General features: G+C 67.2%; 23 protein-coding genes. 10 read left to right on the forward strand and 13 right to left on the reverse strand.

Going from position 1 to position 20,667, the window contains the following annotated elements:
* The first annotated feature begins 45 nt into the window (after nucleotides 1-45).
* Genes KZX46_RS18255 through KZX46_RS18270 form a run of 4 tightly spaced genes read left to right on the forward strand, consistent with a single transcriptional unit; the run spans nucleotide 46 to nucleotide 2,844 of the window.
* Nucleotides 46-867 carry a DUF6402 family protein gene (locus KZX46_RS18255; RefSeq protein ID WP_219775162.1) on the forward strand — a complete coding sequence of 274 codons (822 nt, stop codon included), beginning with the start codon at nucleotides 46-48 and terminating at the stop codon, nucleotides 865-867.
* Nucleotides 864-1,214, forward strand: coding sequence for a hypothetical protein (locus KZX46_RS18260; protein ID WP_216709929.1), 351 nt, complete (start codon nucleotides 864-866; stop codon nucleotides 1,212-1,214). The genes KZX46_RS18255 and KZX46_RS18260 overlap by 4 nt, the downstream gene beginning before the upstream one ends.
* Nucleotides 1,215-1,273: 59 nt before the next feature.
* Nucleotides 1,274-1,630, forward strand: a complete 357-nt coding sequence (locus KZX46_RS18265) for a hypothetical protein (protein ID WP_219775163.1) — start codon at nucleotides 1,274-1,276, stop codon at nucleotides 1,628-1,630.
* On the forward strand, nucleotides 1,627-2,844 hold the full coding sequence (locus KZX46_RS18270) for an ABC transporter permease (RefSeq protein WP_219775164.1): 1,218 nt from the start codon (nucleotides 1,627-1,629) through the stop codon (nucleotides 2,842-2,844). Before KZX46_RS18265 ends, KZX46_RS18270 begins: the two co-directional genes overlap by 4 nt.
* On the opposite strand, the gene KZX46_RS18275 is transcribed toward KZX46_RS18270, so the two are convergent.
* From KZX46_RS18275 to KZX46_RS18290, 4 genes are read right to left on the reverse strand one after another with little or no spacing between them, the layout of a single operon-like run.
* Complete coding sequence (locus KZX46_RS18275; RefSeq protein WP_219775165.1) at nucleotides 2,841-3,032, reverse strand: hypothetical protein; 192 nt, start codon at nucleotides 3,030-3,032, stop codon at nucleotides 2,841-2,843. The two genes, KZX46_RS18270 and KZX46_RS18275, sit on opposite strands and share 4 nt — an antisense overlap.
* A gap of 44 nt (nucleotides 3,033-3,076) precedes the next feature.
* Entirely contained in the window at nucleotides 3,077-4,306 is a 1,230-nt protein-coding gene (locus tag KZX46_RS18280) for a class I SAM-dependent methyltransferase (protein ID WP_370647486.1), read from the reverse strand.
* A gap of 54 nt (nucleotides 4,307-4,360) precedes the next feature.
* Complete coding sequence (locus KZX46_RS18285) at nucleotides 4,361-4,777, reverse strand: DUF1810 domain-containing protein (protein WP_219775167.1); 417 nt, start codon at nucleotides 4,775-4,777, stop codon at nucleotides 4,361-4,363.
* Nucleotides 4,774-6,162, reverse strand: a complete 1,389-nt coding sequence (locus KZX46_RS18290) for a deoxyribodipyrimidine photo-lyase (protein ID WP_219775168.1) — start codon at nucleotides 6,160-6,162, stop codon at nucleotides 4,774-4,776. Before KZX46_RS18290 ends, KZX46_RS18285 begins: the two co-directional genes overlap by 4 nt.
* Nucleotides 6,163-6,220: 58 nt before the next feature.
* On the opposite strand from KZX46_RS18290, the gene KZX46_RS18295 reads away from it, so the two are divergent.
* Complete coding sequence (locus tag KZX46_RS18295; protein WP_219775169.1) at nucleotides 6,221-7,087, forward strand: D-amino-acid transaminase; 867 nt, start codon at nucleotides 6,221-6,223, stop codon at nucleotides 7,085-7,087.
* Nucleotides 7,088-7,090: 3 nt separating this feature from the next.
* Here KZX46_RS18295 and KZX46_RS18300 read toward each other — a convergent pair whose 3' ends face one another.
* From KZX46_RS18300 to KZX46_RS18330, 7 genes are all read right to left on the reverse strand, one after another.
* Nucleotides 7,091-7,603: a periplasmic heavy metal sensor gene (locus KZX46_RS18300; RefSeq protein WP_216709937.1), complete on the reverse strand. Its 513-nt coding sequence runs from the start codon at nucleotides 7,601-7,603 to the stop codon at nucleotides 7,091-7,093.
* Complete coding sequence (locus KZX46_RS18305) at nucleotides 7,600-8,037, reverse strand: hypothetical protein (protein WP_219775170.1); 438 nt, start codon at nucleotides 8,035-8,037, stop codon at nucleotides 7,600-7,602. The genes KZX46_RS18300 and KZX46_RS18305 overlap by 4 nt, the downstream gene beginning before the upstream one ends.
* Nucleotides 8,030-8,593 (reverse strand): sigma-70 family RNA polymerase sigma factor, encoded by a 564-nt coding sequence (locus KZX46_RS18310; protein ID WP_219775171.1) that lies wholly within the window; start codon nucleotides 8,591-8,593, stop codon nucleotides 8,030-8,032. Before KZX46_RS18310 ends, KZX46_RS18305 begins: the two co-directional genes overlap by 8 nt.
* Before the next feature lie 81 nt (nucleotides 8,594-8,674).
* Nucleotides 8,675-9,703, reverse strand: a complete 1,029-nt coding sequence (locus tag KZX46_RS18315; RefSeq protein WP_219775172.1) for a 2-oxoacid:ferredoxin oxidoreductase subunit beta — start codon at nucleotides 9,701-9,703, stop codon at nucleotides 8,675-8,677.
* Nucleotides 9,700-11,601, reverse strand: coding sequence for a 2-oxoacid:acceptor oxidoreductase subunit alpha (locus KZX46_RS18320; RefSeq protein ID WP_219775173.1), 1,902 nt, complete (start codon nucleotides 11,599-11,601; stop codon nucleotides 9,700-9,702). Before KZX46_RS18320 ends, KZX46_RS18315 begins: the two co-directional genes overlap by 4 nt.
* Nucleotides 11,602-11,617: 16 nt before the next feature.
* Nucleotides 11,618-12,577, reverse strand: coding sequence for a histone deacetylase (locus tag KZX46_RS18325; protein ID WP_219775174.1), 960 nt, complete (start codon nucleotides 12,575-12,577; stop codon nucleotides 11,618-11,620).
* An 18-nt stretch (nucleotides 12,578-12,595) separates the two neighbouring features.
* Nucleotides 12,596-12,937, reverse strand: coding sequence for a lysozyme inhibitor LprI family protein (locus KZX46_RS18330; protein WP_219775175.1), 342 nt, complete (start codon nucleotides 12,935-12,937; stop codon nucleotides 12,596-12,598).
* A gap of 91 nt (nucleotides 12,938-13,028) precedes the next feature.
* Between KZX46_RS18330 and KZX46_RS18335 the strand changes: the two genes are divergently transcribed.
* From KZX46_RS18335 to KZX46_RS18350, 4 genes are all read left to right on the forward strand, one after another.
* Nucleotides 13,029-13,553 carry a hypothetical protein gene (locus tag KZX46_RS18335; protein ID WP_219775176.1) on the forward strand — a complete coding sequence of 175 codons (525 nt, stop codon included), beginning with the start codon at nucleotides 13,029-13,031 and terminating at the stop codon, nucleotides 13,551-13,553.
* 653 nt (nucleotides 13,554-14,206) lie between these two features.
* Entirely contained in the window at nucleotides 14,207-15,214 is a 1,008-nt protein-coding gene (locus KZX46_RS18340) for an alpha/beta hydrolase (RefSeq protein WP_226896044.1), read from the forward strand.
* On the forward strand, nucleotides 15,211-15,858 hold the full coding sequence (locus tag KZX46_RS18345; RefSeq protein WP_219775178.1) for a hypothetical protein: 648 nt from the start codon (nucleotides 15,211-15,213) through the stop codon (nucleotides 15,856-15,858). Before KZX46_RS18340 ends, KZX46_RS18345 begins: the two co-directional genes overlap by 4 nt.
* A complete protein-coding gene (locus KZX46_RS18350; RefSeq protein ID WP_219775179.1) occupies nucleotides 15,855-16,352 on the forward strand; it encodes an RNA pyrophosphohydrolase in 498 nt (165 codons plus the stop codon). Before KZX46_RS18345 ends, KZX46_RS18350 begins: the two co-directional genes overlap by 4 nt.
* Here the strand turns inward: KZX46_RS18350 and KZX46_RS18355 are convergent.
* Together KZX46_RS18355 and KZX46_RS18360 are read right to left on the reverse strand one after the other, a co-directional pair.
* On the reverse strand, nucleotides 16,336-17,091 hold the full coding sequence (locus KZX46_RS18355) for a TorF family putative porin (RefSeq protein ID WP_226896045.1): 756 nt from the start codon (nucleotides 17,089-17,091) through the stop codon (nucleotides 16,336-16,338). The two genes, KZX46_RS18350 and KZX46_RS18355, sit on opposite strands and share 17 nt — an antisense overlap.
* Before the next feature lie 60 nt (nucleotides 17,092-17,151).
* Nucleotides 17,152-18,348, reverse strand: a complete 1,197-nt coding sequence (locus KZX46_RS18360; protein ID WP_219775181.1) for an outer membrane beta-barrel protein — start codon at nucleotides 18,346-18,348, stop codon at nucleotides 17,152-17,154.
* Nucleotides 18,349-18,620: 272 nt separating this feature from the next.
* On the opposite strand from KZX46_RS18360, the gene parE reads away from it, so the two are divergent.
* Nucleotides 18,621-20,597, forward strand: a complete 1,977-nt coding sequence (parE, locus tag KZX46_RS18365; RefSeq protein WP_219775182.1) for a DNA topoisomerase IV subunit B — start codon at nucleotides 18,621-18,623, stop codon at nucleotides 20,595-20,597.
* Nucleotides 20,598-20,667: the final 70 nt, after the last annotated feature.

Below are 20,667 nucleotides of genomic sequence, written 5' to 3' on the forward strand. Positions count from 1 at the left end.
CCCGGCTGGCCAACTGCGCGTTATCGCGCAGAGGGGGAGCAAAGAATGCCGTTCACGATCCGCGATATCCCGGCGACGATGCGGCTCCGCGGCATGACCGTCGGCGCGGCGATGATGGACCGCTGGTTCAGCGGCGACGCATGGACGATGACGATACCGGAAAAGCGCGGCGATGTTTCGATCGCGGCCATTTCCGGCGATAAGATCGACATCCGGCTCGCGACGATGCGATGGGCATCGGGCTTCGGCCGTTTCACCAGTGCCCAGCATCATCTGCTCAACAGCTGGTCGACGCCGCCTCGCCTGGAACGAGGCGTCAACCGCCTGAGCGAACAGTTCCGGGCGTGGTTTCTCTCCCACCCCGCTGATCGGACGCGTAGTTTCCGCTTCGGCGACCTTGGTGCCTCGGTCGCGACGATCGAAGCGACGTGTCAGATGAATTTGGACCCGGTCCCCAGCGGCGTCTGGGATCCGCTCGACGATTTTTATGCTGCGATCGGCGAAGGCTCGGTCAAGCTCGCGGTCACCGGAATGGTCACGCCGCAAGCCGATGGAAAATACCGGCTCGCGATCGACGAGGTCGGGACCTATTTGCGCGACACCTATGATTTCATCGGCTCCCAACCGCTGGGCTTCTGGAGCCGTTACGGCGTCCAGAAAGTGCTATTCCCGCCGATCGGAATTCCGATCGATCCCAAAACTGCTGACAACGATGGTGATTGGAGCCGCGGCAACTTTTATTACGTCAGCAACGGTTCATTCAACGAATATCGTCAGATGTTCGGAAAGGGTCGCGATTTCTTCGTCCATAGCGATGTCGAGCGGAAGAAGCTGCCCGCACCGGTCGTCGTGACGGTCGCGCCATGAGGAGCCTGTGGTACGCTGCTGTTCTCGCCGGCATGGCTGTTGGCGCGTACCTCGGGATTTGGGCGACCGGGGGATCAACGCTCCAGGGGATCGTCGTCTCGCCTGATGGCCGCGAGAGGCTCGAATATTATTCGCCGGCGCGCTGGCAGGGACCGTATTTTCATTCCGGCATCATGCCCGTCGTCATCCGCCTGACGACGACGGGCGACAACGCCGTTGTCGGCGAAAGCCGGGTCGTCGACATCGGCGGCGGCAGCGCCGGGGTCATCTGGCGGCGCGATTTCGTCCAGGTCGGCAGCGTCGCCCTTTACCGCCGGTCGACCGGGCGCTGGGAGGTAGACGCGTGAATGCGGCAGCGTTGCCGACGCCGCGGGTTGACGACGGCAGTTACCGTCGAGGCGGACGCTTGATCGCCCGCGGCGTGACGGCGGCACTCGCCGCCGGAATGCTTCTAGGCACCTTTCTCGGCGTGTGGCTCGCTGGCGGCTCGCACCTGATCAGCGTCTACACCTCGCCCGACCGCAAGGAGCAGCTCGAGCTCTACACGCCAAGGCGCTGGCAACGTCCGTGGTTTGATCAGGGCATCATCCCGGCGTTCGCCCGCCTGACCTCGCTTACCGAGGACCGCATTGTCGCCGAAAGCCGGGTCTTCGAATACGGTGGCGGGATCGGCGGTCAGATTTTCTGGGAAAAGGACGTCGTCCAGGTGAGCACCGTCGCCATCTACCGCCGTGCGACCGGCAAGTGGGAGGTCGAGCGATGATCGACGCGATGCTGGCCGAGGCGTGGTCCGCGCTCGTCGCCAACCGGCTGCGGTCGGCGTTGACGATGCTCGGCATGATCATCGGCGTCGCCGCGGTGATCCTGATGCTGGCGATCGGCGGGGGCGTGCAGAAGCAGGTGTCCGACGCGATTTCGGGGCTCGGCTCGAACATGCTGATCGTCACTGCGGGCTCGAGCAAGCAGGGCGGCTTCAACAGCGGCGCGGGGACCGGGGCGACGTTGCGATTGGAGGACGGCGACGAGATCGCCCGGCTCAAGAACGTCGTCGCGGCGGCGCCGTCGACGCAGATTCCGGCGCAAGCGGTTGCGGGGGCGTCGAACTGGGCGACGACCGTCACCGGCACGACCCCGTCGTATTTCACCGTGCAGGACTGGCGCCCCGACGATGGGCGGACCTTCTCCGACATGGAGGACCGTGCGGGCGCGCGTGTCGCGCTGATCGGCCATTCGGTTGCCGACAATCTGTTCGGCGCCAACGACCCGATGGGGCGGAGCGTCCGCGTCAAGGGCATCAGCTTCACCGTCATCGGCATCATGGCGCGGCGCGGCCAGGGCTTCGGCGGAATCGACCGCGACGATGTCATCATCGTGCCGCTGACCACCGCGCTCCGCCAGTTGCAGGGTAACGCCTTCCGCCGGTCGATCCGCGCGATCTCGGTCGGGGTCGACGCCGCCGAGAACCTCGATGACGTGTCGGAGCGGATCACCGCGCTGCTGCGGCGGGCGCACCACATCGACAAGACCGCGCCGGACGATTTCACCGTCAACAATTTGACTGCGGTGACCGACACATTGTCGTCGACGACGGCGGCGATCTCGCTGCTGCTCGCGGCGATTGGGTCGATCAGCCTCGTCGTCGGCGGGATCGGGATCATGAACATCATGCTCGTGTCGGTGACCGAGCGGACGCGCGAGATCGGCATCCGCATGGCGATCGGGGCGAGCCGCGCCGCGGTCCGGCTACAGTTCCTGCTCGAGGCGCTGATGCTGTCGCTACTCGGCTGCGGCATCGGCGTCGCGCTCGGCTGGGGGCTGGCGACGCTGGCGAGCGGGGCGATCGGCTTCGACACCAGCGTGACGCCGAGCGCGGTGATGGTCGCCTTCGCGGTGTCGGCGTCGATCGGCATCTTCTTCGGCTGGTATCCCGCGACCCGCGCGGCGAAACTCAGCCCTATCGAGGCGCTACGGTCCTAGTCCTCGTGCCGGGTCCGCCCCGGCAAAACCGTCGCGACGATCCGCTTGCCCGCCCAGATCTCGATCGAATGGGCATGGTCGCGCTTGGTTGCAGTGGCGACCGCCGACGGATCATCCGCGCAGACAGCATCCTCCCGGCGAAGAATCTTGTCCTCGTGGTCGAGAAAGTAGAAGCGGTACTCCACCATGTGGAGTTGCTACGCGCCTCGTTACGGACGCGGTCTGTACGAGTTCAGACAATTGTCAGCACTGTCTGTACGACATCGAGCCCGCCACCGCGAAACCCGCCCTCGCAATACATCAGGTAATACTGCCAAAGGGTTATGAAACGATCGTCGAAGCCTGGGGGCAGCCGCCCGGCCACCGCTGCCGCATCGAACTGTGTACGCCAGCACGCGAGGGTCCGCGCGTAGTCGCCGCCGAAGTTACGCTCGGCGGCGACCCTGAATCCCGCCGCTGTTGCCACGCCGCGCAGGCGGTTCGGGCTCGGCAGCATGCCGCCGGGGAAGATGTACGCCTGGATGAAGTCGGTCGAGGCGCGATAGGCGTCGAACACGTCGTCGGCGATGGTGATGACCTGCAGCCCGGCGCGTCCGCCCGGGCGGAGCCGCGCGCTGACGACGTCCATGAAGGTCCGCCAGTTCCGCTCGCCGACCGCCTCGAACATCTCGACGCTGACGACATGGTCGTAGGTGCCGGTGACCGCGCGATAGTCGGTGAGGCAGAAGGTCGCCCCCGGCACCCGTGCCCGGGCGTAAGCGAGCTGCTCGGCCGAGAGGGTGATGCCGTGGACGGTCGCGTCGTAGTCGCGCGTCGCGATTTCGGCGAGGCTGCCCCAGCCGCAACCGATCTCGAGGAGCCGGTCGCCCGGCTTGACCCCGACCGCGTCGAGCAGTGCGCGGATCTTCGCGGTCTGCGCCGCCTCGAGGTCGTCGGTGCCGTCGAACAGCGCGCTCGAATAGGTCATGCCCGGGTCGAGCCAAGCGGCGTAGAAGTCGTTGCCGAGGTCGTAGTGAAATTCGATGTTGCGGCGCGAATGCACGCGCTCCTCGACCGCGCGGACCAGCCGGTTGAGCAGCCGCGTCGCGCCTTGCGCTCGTGCCGCGCTGCCAAGGGTCGTGCGGTTGGCAACGAACAATTCAAAGATCGCGACCGGGTCGGGCGAGGTCCAGTCGCCGTCGAAATACGCGCGCGCGAACCCCGCCGATCCCGACAGCATCAGGCGGACGACGGGCAGCCAGTTGCGCAAGCTGATCGCCGCCGCCGCCCCCGGTGCCCGGCCGCCGAGCAGCACCCGCCGGCCATCGGGCAATGTCGCGTCGAGCGACCCCGTCGCTAGCCCGGCATCGATCCGCGCCACCACCGCCTCGGCCCGCCCGGCGGCAAAGCGCCCGAGCAGCCCGCCGCCGAGCGCGAGGCGACGGTCGCGCGCGACGAGGTGCGCGCCCCGTGAAGTCGGCATGTCCATCGCGCGGCTATTAACGACGCCCGCGCGGACCGCAACGGCGCGATCGCCTCACGACCCGAGCAGCCCAAGCGTGGCGTCGTCGGATCGCCCGCCGTACCAGTGGTCGAGCGCGGCGACGACGTCATCGCCACCGCCCGCCGCGATGAACAGCGTCAGCGATGACCGCAGCTTGATCGCATCGATCCCGCCGAACACCGCGTCCGCCGTTATGGGTGGCAGCGCGGCGAGCGCGGCGATACACTCGTGCAACCGCGGTCCGAGGACCGGATGCGCGAGATACGCCCGCGCTTCGTCGAGCGATTGCAGCGCATAGAATTTCGCGGTTTGGCTGTGGCCGAGCCCGGCGATCTGCGGGAACACGAACCACATCCAGTGGCTCGTCTTGCGCCCGCGCTTCAACTCGGCGAACGCGGCGGCATAAGTGTCGCGCTGGGCGTCGACGAAGCGGTCGAGCTCGCCGCTCACCCCTTCGTCTCGGCATACGCCGCCAGCGCACGCGCGCGCGCCTTGGCATGATCGACGATCGGGTGCGGATAGGTCTTGCCGAGGTCGACCCCCGCCGCCTTCAGCGCCATCGGCGATGCGTCCCATGGCGCGTGAATTGCGTCGTCGGGCAGCTTTGCCAATTCGGGCACCCACTCGCGGATATACGCCCCGCCCCCGTCGAACTTCTCGCTCTGCCCGACGGGGGTGAAGATGCGGTTGAACGGCGACGAGTCGACGCCGGAGCCCATGATCCACTGCCAGCCGAGGCTGTTGTTGCCGTAATCGGCATCGACGAGGCAGTCCCAGAACCAGCGCTCGCCGTGCCGCCAGTCGATCAGCAGGTGCTTGGTCAGGAACGACGCGACGATCATTCGCACCCGGTTGTGCATCCAGCCGGTCGTCCACAACTGGCGCATTCCGGCGTCGACGATCGGGTAGCCGGTCCGCCCCCGCTGCCACGCGCGCAGCCCCTTCGGGTCGTCGCGAAACGGGAAGTCGGCGAATTGCGGGCGGTTGGGTTCGTCGCCGAGGCGCGGGAATTGCTGGACGATGTTGATCGCGAAGTCGCGCCAGCCGATCTCGCGGCGGTAGCTGACCGGCCCCTCGCCGCGCCCGCTGATCGCCGCCCAGACCTGCGCCGGGCTGATCTCGCCGTGGTGGAGGTGCGGCGACAGGCGCGAGGTCAGCGGCTTGGCGGGATAGTTGCGGCCGTGCTCATAGTCGGCGGCGACATCGGCAAATGTGTCGAGCGCGGCGTGCGCCCCCGCCTCGCCGGGAGTCCAGACGTCGAACCCGCCCGACCAGTCGGGATCGGCCGCCAGCAATTTCCAGTCGTCGAGGTCGTCGCTCTTGGGCGGCTTGGCAAAGCGGATCATCGGCGCGGGCTCGGGATCGCCAGGGGGCATCGCGTGCTGCAGCGCATTCCAGAACGGGGTGAAAATACGGTACGGCGTTCCCGACCCCGACTTTGTCGTCCCCGGCGGCGCGAGATACGCCCCGTCGTGGAGCGTCAGGTCGAGCACCTTCGCAACCGCCGCCTCCTCGGTCACCGCCCACGGCTCGTAGTGGTGAAGCGCGTGGACCGCGGTCGCATTCGCCGCCTTTGCCACCGCGGCAAGTTCGGCCGCGGGACGTCCGCGCCGCAACACCAGCGCCCCGCCCATCTTCTTGAGATCGGCGGCGAGCGCGACGAGGCTGTAATGCAGCCACCACCGCTGCGCCGCGCCGATCCGCCATTTGCCCGGCGTCTCGTCGTCGAGGACATAGACCGCGATTACCGGCCCCGCCGCTGCCGCCGCGCGCACCGCCGCCTGATCGGCAAGGCGGAGGTCGTTACGGAACCAGATGATCTGCGGCTCGGCCATATTGTCTCCCTCTCCGGCGCGGTCTACCCCCAACTCTCCGCAACCGTGAAAGCGCCAAATGCCGCGTCTCGCCTATGTCGATGGCCAGATTATCCCGCTCGCCAGTGCGTCAGTCCCGGTCGAGGATCGCGGGCTGCAGTTCGCCGACAGCGTCTATGAGGTGTGCGCCGTCCTCAACGGGCGGCTGCTCGACTGGCCGCTCCACCTCGCACGGCTGGGGCGCAACCTCGGCGAACTGAGCATCGCCGCGCCGATGGCCGACGCGGCGCTCAGCCTCGTCGCGAAGCGGCTGATCGCGGCGAACCGGGTGACCGAGGCATTGCTGTATATCCAGGTGTCGCGCGGGACGGCGAAGCGCGACCATGGCTTCCCCAGCGCACGCGCGCCGACACTGGTGATGACCGTCCGCCCGTTCGATTTCGCGCAGCGCGTCGCGCAACAGTCGAAAGGCGTCGCGGTGATCAGCGTCGCCGACCAGCGCTGGGGGCGCTGCGATATCAAGACGACGGGGCTGCTCGCGAACGTGCTGGCAAAGCAGGAGGCGCGCGACGCCGGTGCATTCGAGGCGTGGCTGGTGCGCGACGACGGCACCGTCACCGAGGGCGGTTCGACGAACACGTGGATCGTCGATGCCGGCACGATCGTCACTCATCCGCAGTCGCCGCACATCCTCCCGGGCGTCATGCGCGCGGCGGTGATCGAGGCGGCGGTTGCTGCGGGAATACCGCTGGTCGAGCGACCGTTCAGTCTCGACGAAGCGCGGGGTGCCAATGAGGCGTTCATCACCTCGACGACGGTGCCGGTGTTGCCCGTCATTCGGATTGACGGGCATGCGATAGGAGGTGGGAAGCCCGGTTCAATCGCGGCGCTGCTCGCTAAAGCTATCTGGAACCGGATCGCGACGCAGACCGGCTACCGGCCCTAGGACCTACTCCATCGGCGGGGGCGGCATCATTCCATCAGGGCCGCCGCCACGCTTGCGCATCTCGGCCATCCGGGCGTCCATCCGCGCCCGCATCGCGCGCGCATCCGCCACGAAAGCGCGGCGATCGGTAACCGAAAGCTGTTGGAACGCCACCAGCATCGCGCCCTGCTGCTTCAGCTTCGCGGCACTCGAAGCCTCTCGCTCCTCGTCCATCGCGCGCTTCAACGCGACCGGATCGAGCCGGTCGGCATCGAGCACCGCGAGCATCCGGTCACGCGCGGCGTTGCTCGCTTCATGCGACATCCGCGGGTCGGCGCTCTTGAACGCCGCCATCATCGTCGCCCGGCCGGCCGGGCTCATCGAGGCGAACATCTGCTGCATTCCGTGCGGCCCGCGCATCGAACGGCCACCGGGCCCGGGACCATCGGGCATCGAATCACCCGGCGGCGGCGGCATCTGCGCCATCGCGGGAGCCGTCGCCCCGAGCAGCAACAGGGCGGCAAGAACGCGCTTCATAGCAAATGTTCCTCGTCGGGAGTGGGCGTGAAGACCTGCTCGAACGCGGTCTCGTCGGATAAGGTCGTTACCGCCGCGGTGCGCGGCGCAGCTGTCGACGGCGTGATCGGAGCGGGCGTCAGCAAGACGATCGCCGCCGCAAGCGACGCAGCAATGCTCCCGCCGGCGGCCCAGCGCATGACGAAACGGGTCGGCCGCATCGCGACTGCCGCTGCCGTCCGCGCATCGCCGACCGGCACCGGGCGGCGTGCCCAATTCGTCAGGTCGACATCGAGCCCGCGTGCCTCGTCCAGCGCCGCCGTCAGCGCAGGGTCGGCCGCGATGACCGCCAGCGCCGTCGCGCACTCGGCATCGGGCCAGCGCGCCGTATCGCCGCCGTAAGCAGCGATGATCTCGGCGGCGCGATCGTGAAAAAAAGGCAGGGGCTCAGTCATGGGGGTTCCGGGTTTCGGGTCGGTCGCTGTCGAGCAACCTAGCAAGTTCTATACGCGACCGTGCCAATAATCCCTCGACCGCCTTGGGCGTCGTCTCGAGGATCACCGCGATCTCGGCCATGCTCGCGCCCTCGCCGTGGAACAGTGTGATCGCGGTGCGCTGGCGCGGATTGAGGCTCGCCATCGCCGCATCGACGCGGCGCGCGCGGGCATTGGCGACGCTCGCCTCGAACGGATCGGGCAGGTCACTCGGGACGGTCGCCGCCGCTTCGATCGGCGCGACGACCTTGAAACGGCGGCGGCGGTCGAGGCACTGGTTGACGAGGATGCGGCGGAACCAGCCGTCGACCGACCCGCGCGCAGGGTCGAAGCGCGCCGCTTCGGTCCACATCTTGGTCAGTGCGCCCTGGAGCGCGTCCTCGGCCTCGCTGCGATCGTTGAGGACGCGCGTCGCGATGCGGAGGCATGGGCCATAGAGTCGGCTCACCAGCGCTTCGAACGCGCGCCGATCGCCGGTGGCGACGCGCGACATCAGGATTGCGGGATCATCGACCATCTGCAGCATTCCCGCGGTTACGCGCGCGATGCCTGAAAACCCCCGGCTAAACCCCGGACATGCCCTGTCCGGGGTGGCCGTTCAAACCGCGTGGAGTTCCTTCGCCGCGATCTCCCAGCTCTGGCCCTTGCGGATCAGCGCGTTGAGGTCGGTCGGCTTGCCGACGCTCGCCGAGATATTCTGCTCGACGACCGCAGCTTCGAACGACGGCGCCGGGTTGCACCAGATGACGCCGAGCGCGATCGGGAACGGACCGAACTCCATGTCGATCAGCAGCTGCGCCTGGACGCGGTTCATCTCGTCGTGGACCATCAGCGCCGAGGTGTCGCCGTCGACGATATCGACCACCTTGAGCGCCATCGCAGCGGCGTCGAACACGATTCCCTTTGTGCCGGCCCCGAAGACCAGTGGCTGGCCGTGGACGACATTGAGCTGGTTCATCGGCGCGGCCTTCTTGTCGGTGAAGGCGTCGAACACCGCGTCATTGTAGACGATGCAGTTCTGGAAGATCTCGACGAAGCTCGTGCCCTTGTGGCCGTGCGCGCGCTTGAGGATCTCGGGCATCGTCTTCTGCGCGGTGTCGATCGTCCGCGCGATGAAGCGCGCGCCCGCGCCGAGCGCGAAACCGCACGGCGACGCGGGGCGGTCGACCGAGCCGAACGGGGTCGACGGCGAGCGCGTCCCGATCCGCGAGGTCGGCGAATACTGCCCCTTGGTCAGGCCGTAGATCTCGTTGTTGAACAGCAAGACCTGGCAGTCGAGGTTGCGACGCAGCAGGTGAAGCATGTGGTTGCCGCCGATCGACAGCCCGTCGCCGTCGCCGGTGATGATCCACACATCGAGCTCGGGATTCGCCAGCTTGATCCCCGTCGCCACCGCGGGTGCGCGGCCGTGGATCGTATGGAAGCCGTACGTCTCCATGTAATACGGGAAGCGCGACGAGCAGCCGATGCCGGAAACGAACACCGTCTTTTCCGGCGGCGTCCCGATCTCGGGCATCGTCCGCTGGACCGCCTTCAGTATCGCATAGTCGCCGCACCCGGGGCACCAGCGCACTTCCTGATCGGTCTCCCAGTCCTTGGGGACGGTGATGCGGGTCATGTCGTTCATCGGTCGTTCCCTGCGAGCGCCGCGTCGATCGCCGCCTCGATCTCCGAAATCTTGAAGGGGTGGCCGCTGACCTTGTTGAGCGGCTGGCAGTCGACGAGATACTGGTCGCGCAGCACGGTCTTCAACTGCCCGGTGTTCATCTCGGGCACGATCACCTTGTCGTAGCCACGCAGCAGCTCGCCGAGGTTCGACGGCAGCGGCCAGATGTGGCGGATGTGGATGTGGGCGACGTCGAGCCCCTTCGCGCGGGCGCGCTGGACACCCTTGCGGATCGGGCCGTAGGTGGAGCCCCAGCCGACCATCGCGAGCTTGCCCGACGACGGCCCCTGGTCGACGTCCTGAAGCGGGATGTGCCGCGCGATGTTGGCGATCTTGTCGCGGCGGATGTCGGTCATCGCCTGGTGGTTGTCGGCTTCGTAGTTGATGTTGCCGGTCTTCACACCCTTCTCGATGCCGCCGATCCGGTGGGTCAGGCCCGGGGTGCCGGGCTTGATCCAGACGCGCGCGAGCGTGTCGGGGTCGCGGCTGTACGGGTTGATCCGGCCCTCGGCGGGAACCTCGGTGTGGAACTTGACCGGGAACGGCGCGAAGCTCGCCATGTCGGGGACGCGCCACGGCTCGGCGGCGTTGGCGATATAGCCGTCGGTCAGGACCATCACCGGGGTCATGAACTGCGTCGCCAGCCGGCATGCCTCGATCGCGACCTCGAAGCAATCCGACGGCGACCGCGAGGCGATCACGACCAGCGGCGCGTCGCCGTTGCGGCCATAGACCGCCTGGTACAGGTCGCTCTGCTCGGTCTTGGTCGGGAGGCCGGTCGACGGGCCGCCGCGCTGCGAGTTGACGATGACCAGCGGCAGTTCGGTGATGATCGCAAGACCGAGCGCCTCGCCCTTCAACGCGATGCCGGGGCCGGACGAGGACGTCACGCCGAGGCTGCCGGCATAGCTCGCGCCGATCGCCGATGCGATCGCGGCAATCTCGTCCTCCGCCTGGAAGGTGGTGACGCCGAACTCCTTCAACCGCGCCAGCGCGTGGAGGATCGGCGAGGCGGGCGTAATCGGGTACGAACCAAAGAACATCGGCAGGTTGGCGAGCTGCGCCCCGGCAACGAGCCCGAGCGCGAGTGACTCGCCGCCCGTCACGGTGCGGTAGAATCCCGGAGCCGACGGCGACGCATCGACCGCGAACTGCTTGAGCGGGCCGTCCAATTCGGCGGTCTCGCCGTACGCATGGCCGGCATTGAGCGCCGCCGCGTTCGCCTGCGCGAGGACCGGGTTCTTCGAGAACTTGCTCTTCAGCCACTCGATCAGCGGATCGCGCTCGCGGTCGAACATCCACAGCGCGAGGCCAAGTGTCCACATGTTCTTGCAGCGCAGCGCTTCCTTGTTGCCGAGCCCAAACGGCTTGACGGCTTCAAGGGTCTGGCGGCTGATGTCGAACGCCATCACCTGCCACTTGGCGAGGCTGTTATCCTCGAGCGGGTTCGCCGTATAGCCCGCCTTGGCGAGGTTGCGCGCGGTGAACTCGCCGCTGTCGATGATGACCAAGCCACCGGGGCGCAGATCGACGACATTGGTCTTGAGCGCCGCCGGGTTCATCGCCACGAGCACGTCGGGTTCGTCGCCCGCGGTCTCGATGCCGTTCGCGCCGAAGTTGATCTGGAATGCCGAGACGCCGAAGGTTGTCCCCTGCGGCGCACGGATCTCGGCGGGGAAGTCGGGGAAGGTCGAGAAGTCGTCGCCCGCGAGCGCAGTCGACAGTGTGAACTGCCCGCCGGTCAACTGCATGCCGTCGCCGCTATCGCCGGCGAAACGGACGACCATAGTTTCGGAGTGGGTCTTCGGGGGAGCGGGCTTGGTCGTCGGCTCGTCGACAGTCTGCAGCGCAGTCGCCATTAACAGTTTCCGGATGTCATGATGCGAGGCGGTCTACTCCCCGCGGCGCGGCGGGTCCAAGTAGTTTTTCTGTAACGTGGCCCAGCGCGTCGGCCATCGCGACTATCGACCGCGCATGCCGCATCGCGACCGCCTCGCGGTCGGCGCCGTAGCCGCCGCCGAGCGTCGACGCGACCGGAATGCCGCGCGCGGCGCACGTCTCGACGACAAAGCGGTCACGCGCGGCGAGCCCGTCGTCGCTCAGCGACAGCCGTCCGAGCCGGTCGTCGGCGTGCGGATCGACCCCGGCCTGATACAGCACCAGCCCGGGACAATATGTGTCGAGGAATGCGGGCAGCTCGTCGGCAAGGACCGCGAGATAGTCGTCGTCCCCCATCTTGTCGGGCAGCGCGACATCGCGCGTCGAAACTTGTTTGCGGACCGGGAAGTTCTTCGCCGCGTGCATCGAGAAGGTCACCGCGTCGTTACGCCCGGAGAAGATCGCGGCGGTCCCGTCGCCCTGATGAACGTCGAGGTCGACCACCGCGAGCGTCGCCACCCGGCCCTCCGCCAGCAATTGCGCGCCGGCGATGGCGAGGTCGTTGAAGATGCAGTACCCGGCCCCGCCATCGGGCAGCGCATGATGACTCCCCCCGGCGGTGTTGGCGGCAAAGCCCGTTTCGACCGCGATCCGCGCCGCGAGATACGTCCCGCCGATGACAAGTCGTGATCGCCGGACCATCGCCGCGGTCACCGGAAAGCCGATCCGCCGCTCCTGTTCCCGGGTCAGCGTGCCGTCGAACACCGCCGCGACATAGGCGGGCTCGTGCACCGCCTCGATCCACGCGCGCGGCGCCGGATCGGGGGTATGCGCCTCGAAATCCGCAGCGAGTCGCTCGAGCGCGACCATCAGCAAGCCGTACTTATCCATCGGAAAGCTGTGCCCCGGCGGCAGCGGCGCGACATAGTCGGGATGATGGACGAGCGCGACGGTCATCGCCCCGCGCGTTGCCCGCTAGCGGCCGACCTCGTCAAGCTCGCGCAGACGCAGGCGATAGGCGTCGGCGATACAATCGCGGTCGGGACACGTCTGCCGGGCATTCAGGAAAGTCGTCTCGCCGTGATGGATCCGCTGCACCGTGGCCGGATCGGCGCTGCGGTCAAGCGCGGCAAATCGCGACGTCAGCTGCCGGTCGAGCGCCGCCAGCCCGGCGTCGGAACAGATCGCCGCGGTGATGTCGTTGCGCGCGCGGCGGCAATTGAAGCCGGGTGCCTGCGCCGCGCTCTGCTGACGGATGGTCCGTGTGGCGCGATTGGGCGTCGCGACGACCGGCACGACCGCGCGCCGCGCTTCCACTGTGCGCTCCTCGAGCCTCCGTTCGCGGGACCGTGCACGTTCGCCGGTCTGCAGGCTCGGGATGCGTTTCAGAACAGGGAGCGGCTGCTCAGTGACAGGCGGCGTCGAGGATGGCGCGGGCGCGGCTGGGCGCTCGGCGCTCGTCGGCGCTTCGGTTATGGGCGGCGCATTCGTTGCTGGCTCCGATGATCTGGTCGTTGTCGGCAGCGAAGGCGTGCGCGCGAGCGGTAGTGCGGGCGACGCTACCGGCGCGGCTGGTGCCTCGACCGGTGCAGGAGGCGACGCGACCGGCGTACCGGTATTGCCTCGCACCAGCCAACCGACCGCGCCCGCCGCGACTAAAGCGACGGCCGCGAGCAGTGTCCATAAAATCGGGAAGCGCCGGGACGATGCCGGTGCGGCAACCGGCGTCGACCCCGGACGCGATGCAACCGAAGGCGTCGCTGCAGCCGCGGCGCTCGCGGCCGGGCGAGCGCGATATGCGGGCGCGGCCGGTCGCTCGAGAGCGGTCGGCGACGGCGATCCGGTCTGGCCCGCAGTCGCTGCCATCGGCAGGACACCGTCGTTGCCCGCGACACGACGGTCATTGCCGGCGGCCCGACGATTAGGGTGCTGACCCGGACCGCGATCGGCCCCAAAAAGCTCTTCGGCGCGGCGGCGACGCCAATCCTCTGTCCCCATCGACCGACCCTCCGCACCCGCGCAATATTATCGAATTAGTAACGTTGGTTGCGATCAAAGAGTTGCGGGTCGTGGTGACAGAGTCGCGCGCGAAAAGCCTGTCCTACAGGCAGTTGAATGGCTTAGCCTCGCTGGATGATGATCGACGACCTTCACCGCGCCAATCGCGACCCGCTCGGTCGCGCAGGACTAGGCCGGGTTGAAAGACTGCTGCAAACTAGTCCCGCTTCGTGTGGACTTCGTGGACTTCCGCCGTCGCGCCGCCTCTTCGAGCTCACCGACGGGTCGTTCAAAAACACCTCCGCCGCCTCCGGACATCGTGGACTTCCGCCGACGCGCCGCTTTTTCGAGCAGGCTGTCATCACGAAATGGTCGCCCGCAAAAACACGCGCTTCGTGTGGACTTCGTGGACTTCCGGCAATGCGCAGGTCAGACAGCACCGGTGGTACGTCGCTCCAAGATGACCGCAAAATACCCGCGCTTCGTGTGGACTTCGTGGACTTCCGCGGTGCGCCACCGATCAGGGTCGCCCCTTGGCGACCGCGGCCCGCCACGTCTATGTTGCCGCAAAACCTTGGGAGAAGAGCCGTGCCGTTCGTCAGACCCGACGTTGCCAATTTGCTGGCGATGCTCAGCAGCGCCCCCGGCCCGAAGATGGAAGACGGCGAGCCCGGGCCGGCGCGCGAGATGATGCGGATGCTGGCGCAGGTCGCCGAGCTGCCACGCGGCGACCTCGCCCATGTCGCCGATGTCACCATCCCCTCGCCGCAGGGCCACGCGATCCCGGCGCGCGTGTATAGCGCTGCCGCCGACCCCGGCCCGGGACCGGTCCTCGTCTATTTCCACGGAGGCGGCTGGGTGATCGGCGACCTCGAGACCCACGATTCGCTCTGCGCCGAGATCGCCCGCGTTGCCGGGATGACCGTCGTCAGCGTTGATTACCGCCTCGCCCCCGAGCACCGTTTTCCCGCCGCGACCGAGGATTGCCTCGCCGCGATGCGCTGGCTCGCCGAAACGCCGAAGCCGGTCGGTCACACGGTCACCGGGCTGATCCCGGCGGGCGACAGCGCCGGCGGCAACCTCGCCGCGGTGGTCGCGCAGCAGCTGGGCGGCAAATTGCCGGTGCCGATCGTCGCGCAATGGCTGATCTACCCCGGTGTCGACATGACCGCGAACAGCGGCTCGATGCAGGAATTCGCCGAGGGCTATCTGCTGACCAACGGCGGCATGCGCTGGTTCACCGAGCATTATATGGGGTCGGAGCCCGACCTTCATCACGCTTATGCCTCGCCGATTCATGCGGACTCGCTCGCCGGCTTGCCCCCGGCAATGGTCTTCACCTGCGGCCTCGATCCGCTCCGCGACCAGGGCCGGGCGTACGCCGCCAAGCTGATTTCGGCGGGGGTGCCGGTCGTCTTCCGCGAGGCGGCGGGACAAATCCACGGCTGCATGACGCTGCGGCTGGCGATCCCAAGCACGCAGGACGACCTCCACGCCTGCCTCGCGGCCCTGCGGGTGATGGTCGACGAGGCGCTCGCTACGCAATCCGCGATGGCCGCCGCGGTGCAGCCGCAGACGACGGCGGCCGCCGAATGAACCGGGCTTTGACCACCGCGCTGATCATCGCGGCATTCGCCCCGTTGTCGCTCGCGGTATCCACCACCGCCGCGGCCGAGGGCGCGCCCGGCGGCGACGTGGTGATGCGGCAGTTGTGGCGGACGCAGAAGGCCGACACCGTCGAAACCGTCCAGCGCGTCTATGGCCGCGTCGTCCGGCTCAAACTGCCGCGACCGTTCGTGCTGGCGGACCGTCAGGAGCAGCGCGGATTTTTCATCGCCGAATATGTCCCCGACGGCGAGACGGTCGACAACTGGACCCGGATGATTACCGTCACCGGCACGCGCGGCGGCGGTGCGGCGCATGTGACCGACGCCCAGCTTGCGGCGAAGTTCGAGCCGCCGGCGTGTCCCGCGAAGATCTTTCGCGACCTCGGGCCGACGAAGTCGTTCGCCGGGGTCACCGGCCGGATGGTCGTGATCGGCTGCGGCGCGCCCGACCAGGCGGGAGCCGAGCACGGCGTTATCGGCGTCTATCGCGACACCGCCGACAGCTGGACCGTCCAATATGCTGAACGCAATCACGGCAAGCCGCCCTTCTCACCCGAACAGGCCGTGGCACGCCTCGACGCGCTCGCCCCGGCGGTAATCCCCCTAAGCCCCGCGACTGGAGCAGCGAAATGAGCGACCGGGTTCACCCATCGGGGCTGCCGTACCGCGCCGGGGTCGGGATCATGCTGCTCAACGCCGAGGGCAAGGTGTTCACCGGCCAGCGGCTCGATTCGAAGCTCGAGGCGTGGCAGATGCCGCAGGGCGGGATCGATCCGGGCGAGGAGCCGATTACGACCGCGTTCCGCGAGCTCGCCGAGGAGACCGGCATCACCAAGGCCGAGATTCTCGGCGAATCACGCGACTGGCTATATTACGACCTGCCCGACGACCTGATCGGTACGATCTGGAAGGGGCGTTATTGCGGGCAGCGGCAAAAGTGGTTCGCGATGCGCTTCACCGGCACCGATGCCGACGTCAATATCGCGACCGAGCATCCCGAGTTCCGCAGCTGGCGCTGGTCGACGCTGCCCGAGCTGTCATCATTGATCGTGCCGTTCAAGCGCAACCTGTACGAGGCGGTCCTTGCCGAATTTGCCGGGCTGATCGGGTCTAGAACGCCAGCGTGACGCTGCCAACGACGGTGTCGGCGGTGGCGTGGCGGATAAACGGGGCGACGTTTCTTGGTACATCGTTGCCGACGTATTTGACCCCGATGGTGACGATGCTGATGCGGTAGTCGACCCCGGCGCTATAGTCGATCTTGGTTCGTCCAAGATCGAACGCCCCCTTCTCGCGCCCGACCGACGCCTTGATGGTGACCGGCGTCAACGGGATACCGACCGCCGCTTTGGCATAGGTATAGAGATTGCCACCCGATACCCCCGCCTGATCGGGGGCATAGTTCGCCCCGAGCGTCACCGTCGCCGGACCAAGCGACCCGGCGACCGAACCAAACACCTCGGCCTCGGTCGGGCCGTGACGGGGATAGATGTAGGCGATGACCCCGGCAGATGGGGTGAACAGTCCGACTTGTCGGCTGTATCCCGCCGACAGGTCGACCTCGGCATCGGTCCCCCGGTCCTGCCGCAGGTCGCGCGGGCGGGCGGTCGACACCGCCTCCGCCCCGGCGAACCACCCGGCCAAGCTGGCCTGGACGCTCGCATCGGCCACCGGCTGCCGGTCGCTGAGCGATACTCCCCGGGAGCGATAATCGGTGAGAAGAGCAGCGGAGGCGTCGAACTCGACCGCCTGTGCCCGGCTGGCTGCCCCTGTCGCGACAAGGATCGCGCATATGGCTCGAGTAGTGTTGCCGGGACGCAACAGCGGTTGAGCACGACGAAGACTTCGAACCGCGATAGCATGCATAATTAACAGGCAACTGCGCCGCGCTGGCTCAAAAAGCAAGCAGCGGCGCAGTCTCAGACCCTAGAAGAGGACGCCGAGCTCGAGGACCCCGCGGAGCTGCGAAGTGTCGTTCCCGAACTTGCCGAACGCCGCCCCCTCGGTGGCATGGATCGCCTTGACGTACGACCCTTCGGCCCGGACGAAGAAGATCTTGTACTGGTACGTCGGGCTGACGGTGATCGAATAGGCGTCGCTCCCGGTGCCGTACAAGAAGCTCGCCGCGGTGCCGCCGCGGGTACCCGAAGAGCTGACATACTCACCGCGGACCGGCAGGCTGAACTCGGGGGTGAAGCTGTACTTGGCGAGGATCGCGCCGCCGATCGTCGAGGCGGACGTCGTCCCGAACTGCGGGACCAGATTGTCGACATGGGTGTACTGGACGTACGGCTGGATGATCCACGGCCCGTCGGTATGCGTCAGGATCAGGTTATAGACCGAGCTGTTGTTGAGGATGCCCGGGGTCGAGAAGGTCGACTTGGTCGTCGTCTTGGTATTGCCGCTGGCAGCGAAGGCGAGGACGTTCTTCGGGTCGATCGTGTAGGCGACCGATCCCGAGATCGTGCTGTACTTCGACGAGTAGAAGCCGTCGTTGAGCGAGACCGAGAAGGCCAGCGGCCCCGCGGTGTAGTTCGCCTGGACGCCCTTGCTGACGGCGGGCTCGAGGTTCCACAGCAAGCCACGGTCGATGTTCATGTTTTCGAAGGTAAATGTGTATTCGGCCCCGATCAGCGTCGGCATCTTACCGGCCTGGATCGAGAAGTTGGCGGTCGGGGCGATCTTGATGAACGCCTGCGGCAGCGGCCCGAAGGTCGAGTCGGTAACCCGGGTGGCGCGGGTGTAGGGGGTGCCGAGCGAGGGCAGCGAATAGACACCGGCCTGGACAAAAAACTGGAAGACCCCATCGATCTTCTGGATAAAGATCTGGGCATTGCTGAGGTCGCCGTACGAGCCGTGGTCGCCCGCGCCGGTGACGGCGTGATCCTGGAAGCGGGCGATGCCCGAGGCCACGCCGGTGACATAGACCTTGCCGAAGTCGCCGAGGTCGAAGTTGGTCGGCGCGCTATTCCCGGCGAGCGGCCCGGTGATGGCCGGCGATAGGACCGGCGCAGCGGGGGCGGCGGCGGGTGGCGTGGCGGCGGCCGGTGCGTCCTGCGCGATGGCGGGCTGCGCGACGACCGCGAGGGTCAGCATTGTCCCGGCCAAAATCTGCTTGTTCATCATTCTCTCCCTGCTCTGCGTTGGCTCCGGCTAAGCGCCGAGTTTAACGGCTTGTGCGCTGCAACAACCGTGCCAGACAGGGAGAGCTTTGGCGGCCCGCATAAGGGCGGCGTAAAAAAAAGGCCGGTGGCGAACCACCGGCCTAGTAAAATCCTTGGGGAGGATCGCCTTTCGGCAAGTTTGTTGTGCACTGCAGCAAAGGCATTTGCAAGAACTATTTTCACGTTCCGGCCATGCTTGGCTACGTTCCGCGTCCGTTCTATAGCTACCCCATGAGCGACCTGTTCGCCGCAACTGCGGCCTCGACCGACTATGACGCCAGCCACATCGAGGTCCTCGAGGGCCTCGAACCGGTTCGCCGCCGCCCCGGCATGTACATCGGCGGGGTCGACGAGCGCGCGCTCCACCACCTCGCGTCGGAGGTCCTCGACAATGCGATGGACGAGGCGGTTGCCGGTCACGCGACCCGGATCGAAGTCACGCTCGACGCCGGCGACCGGCTGACGATCGTCGACAACGGCCGCGGCATCCCGGTCGACGAGCATCCGAAATACCCCGGAAAGTCGGCGCTCGAGGTCATCATGACGATGCTCCATTCGGGCGGGAAGTTCTCCGGCAAGGCCTATGCCACCAGCGGCGGGCTCCACGGCGTCGGTATTTCGGTGGTCAACGCGCTGTCGTCCGACCTGACCGTCGAGGTCGCGCGCAACAAGGCACTGTTCCGGCAGACCTTCTCGCGCGGCCTGCCGACGTCGGGCCTCGACAGTGTCGGCGCGGTCACCGGGCGGCGCGGGACGACGGTCGCCTTCACCCCTGACACCCAGATCTTCGGCGACGACGCCCACTTCAAGCCCGCCCGCCTGTACAAGCTCGCCCGGTCGAAGGCGTATCTGTTCCGCGGTGTCGAGATCCGCTGGAAGTGCGACCCCGACCTCATCAGCGACGCGACCCCGGCGACGGCGACCTTCCAGTTCCCCGGCGGCCTCGCCGACCACCTCACCGAACAGCTCGGCGACCGCGAGCTCGTCGTCGGTGAATTGTTCGCCGGGCGGGCCGACCTTCCCGAGGACCGCGGCTCGGTCGAATGGGCGGTGGCGTGGCCGATGTGGGGTGACGGCGCGACAAGCTATTATTGCAACACCGTGCCGACGCCCGACGGCGGCACGCATGAAGCGGGACTTCGTGCTGCACTTGCGAAGGGAATAAAAGGCTTCGCCGGGCTGATCGGCCAGAAGAAAGCGACCGACCTCGCGCCCGAGGATGTCATGACCGGCGCCGAGCTGATGCTGTCGCTGTTTATCCGCGACCCGCAATTCCAGAGCCAGACCAAGGACCGACTGACGAGCCCCGAAGCCGCCCGGCTCGTCGAGACCGCGGTCCGCGATCATTTCGACCACTGGCTAACTGGTAACGAAGGCCGCGCGCGAACCCTGCTCGGCGTCCTCCTCGAACGGATGGACGACCGCCTGCGCCGCCGCGCCGACCTCGCCAACCTGCGCAAGACTGCAACCAACAAGCGCAACGTCCGCCTCCCCGGCAAGCTGACCGATTGCACCCGCAGCGACCCCGTCGGTACCGAGGTCTTCATTGTCGAGGGCGACTCGGCGGGCGGGTCGGCCAAGCAGGCGCGCGACCGGACGACCCAGGCGGTACTCCCGATCCGCGGCAAGATCCTGAACGTCGCCAGCGCCAACACCGCCAAGATCCTCGCCAACACCGAAGTCGGCGACCTGATCCAGGCGCTCGGCTGCGGTACCCGCGACCGCTATGACCCGGCGGCGCTGCGGTATGAGAAGGTCGTCATCATGACCGACGCCGATGTCGACGGGGCGCATATCGCCACTCTCCTGATGACCTTTTTCTTCCAGGAAATGCCCGGGCTGGTTCGCGACGGGCATCTGTACCTCGCCCAGCCGCCGCTCTACCGCCTCGCCCATGGCGGGACGGTGGCCTACGCCCGCGACGACGCGCACCGCGAGGAACTGATGCGGACGGTCTTCAAGGGCAAAACGAACCTCGAAATCGGCCGCTTCAAAGGGCTCGGCGAGATGGCGTCGGCGCAGCTCAAGGAAACGACGATGGACCCGTCCAAGCGCACGCTGCTGCGGGTGACGATGCCCGCCGACTATGACGCCCGCGCCGACGTCAAGGATCTCGTCGAGCGGCTGATGGGCCGCCACCCCGAACACCGCTTCGCCTTCATTCAGGCGAGCGCGCGACAGGTCGAGGCCGAGGCAATCGACGCCTGACCCTTGCAAGTCCGCACCCAGCTCACGGCGGAAGGTTACACGAGTCCACACAACGACCGGGTTTTGCACC

Source organism: Polymorphobacter sp. PAMC 29334, assembly GCF_019431245.1.
Taxonomy (GTDB): Bacteria; Pseudomonadota; Alphaproteobacteria; order Sphingomonadales; family Sphingomonadaceae; genus Polymorphobacter_B; species Polymorphobacter_B megasporae.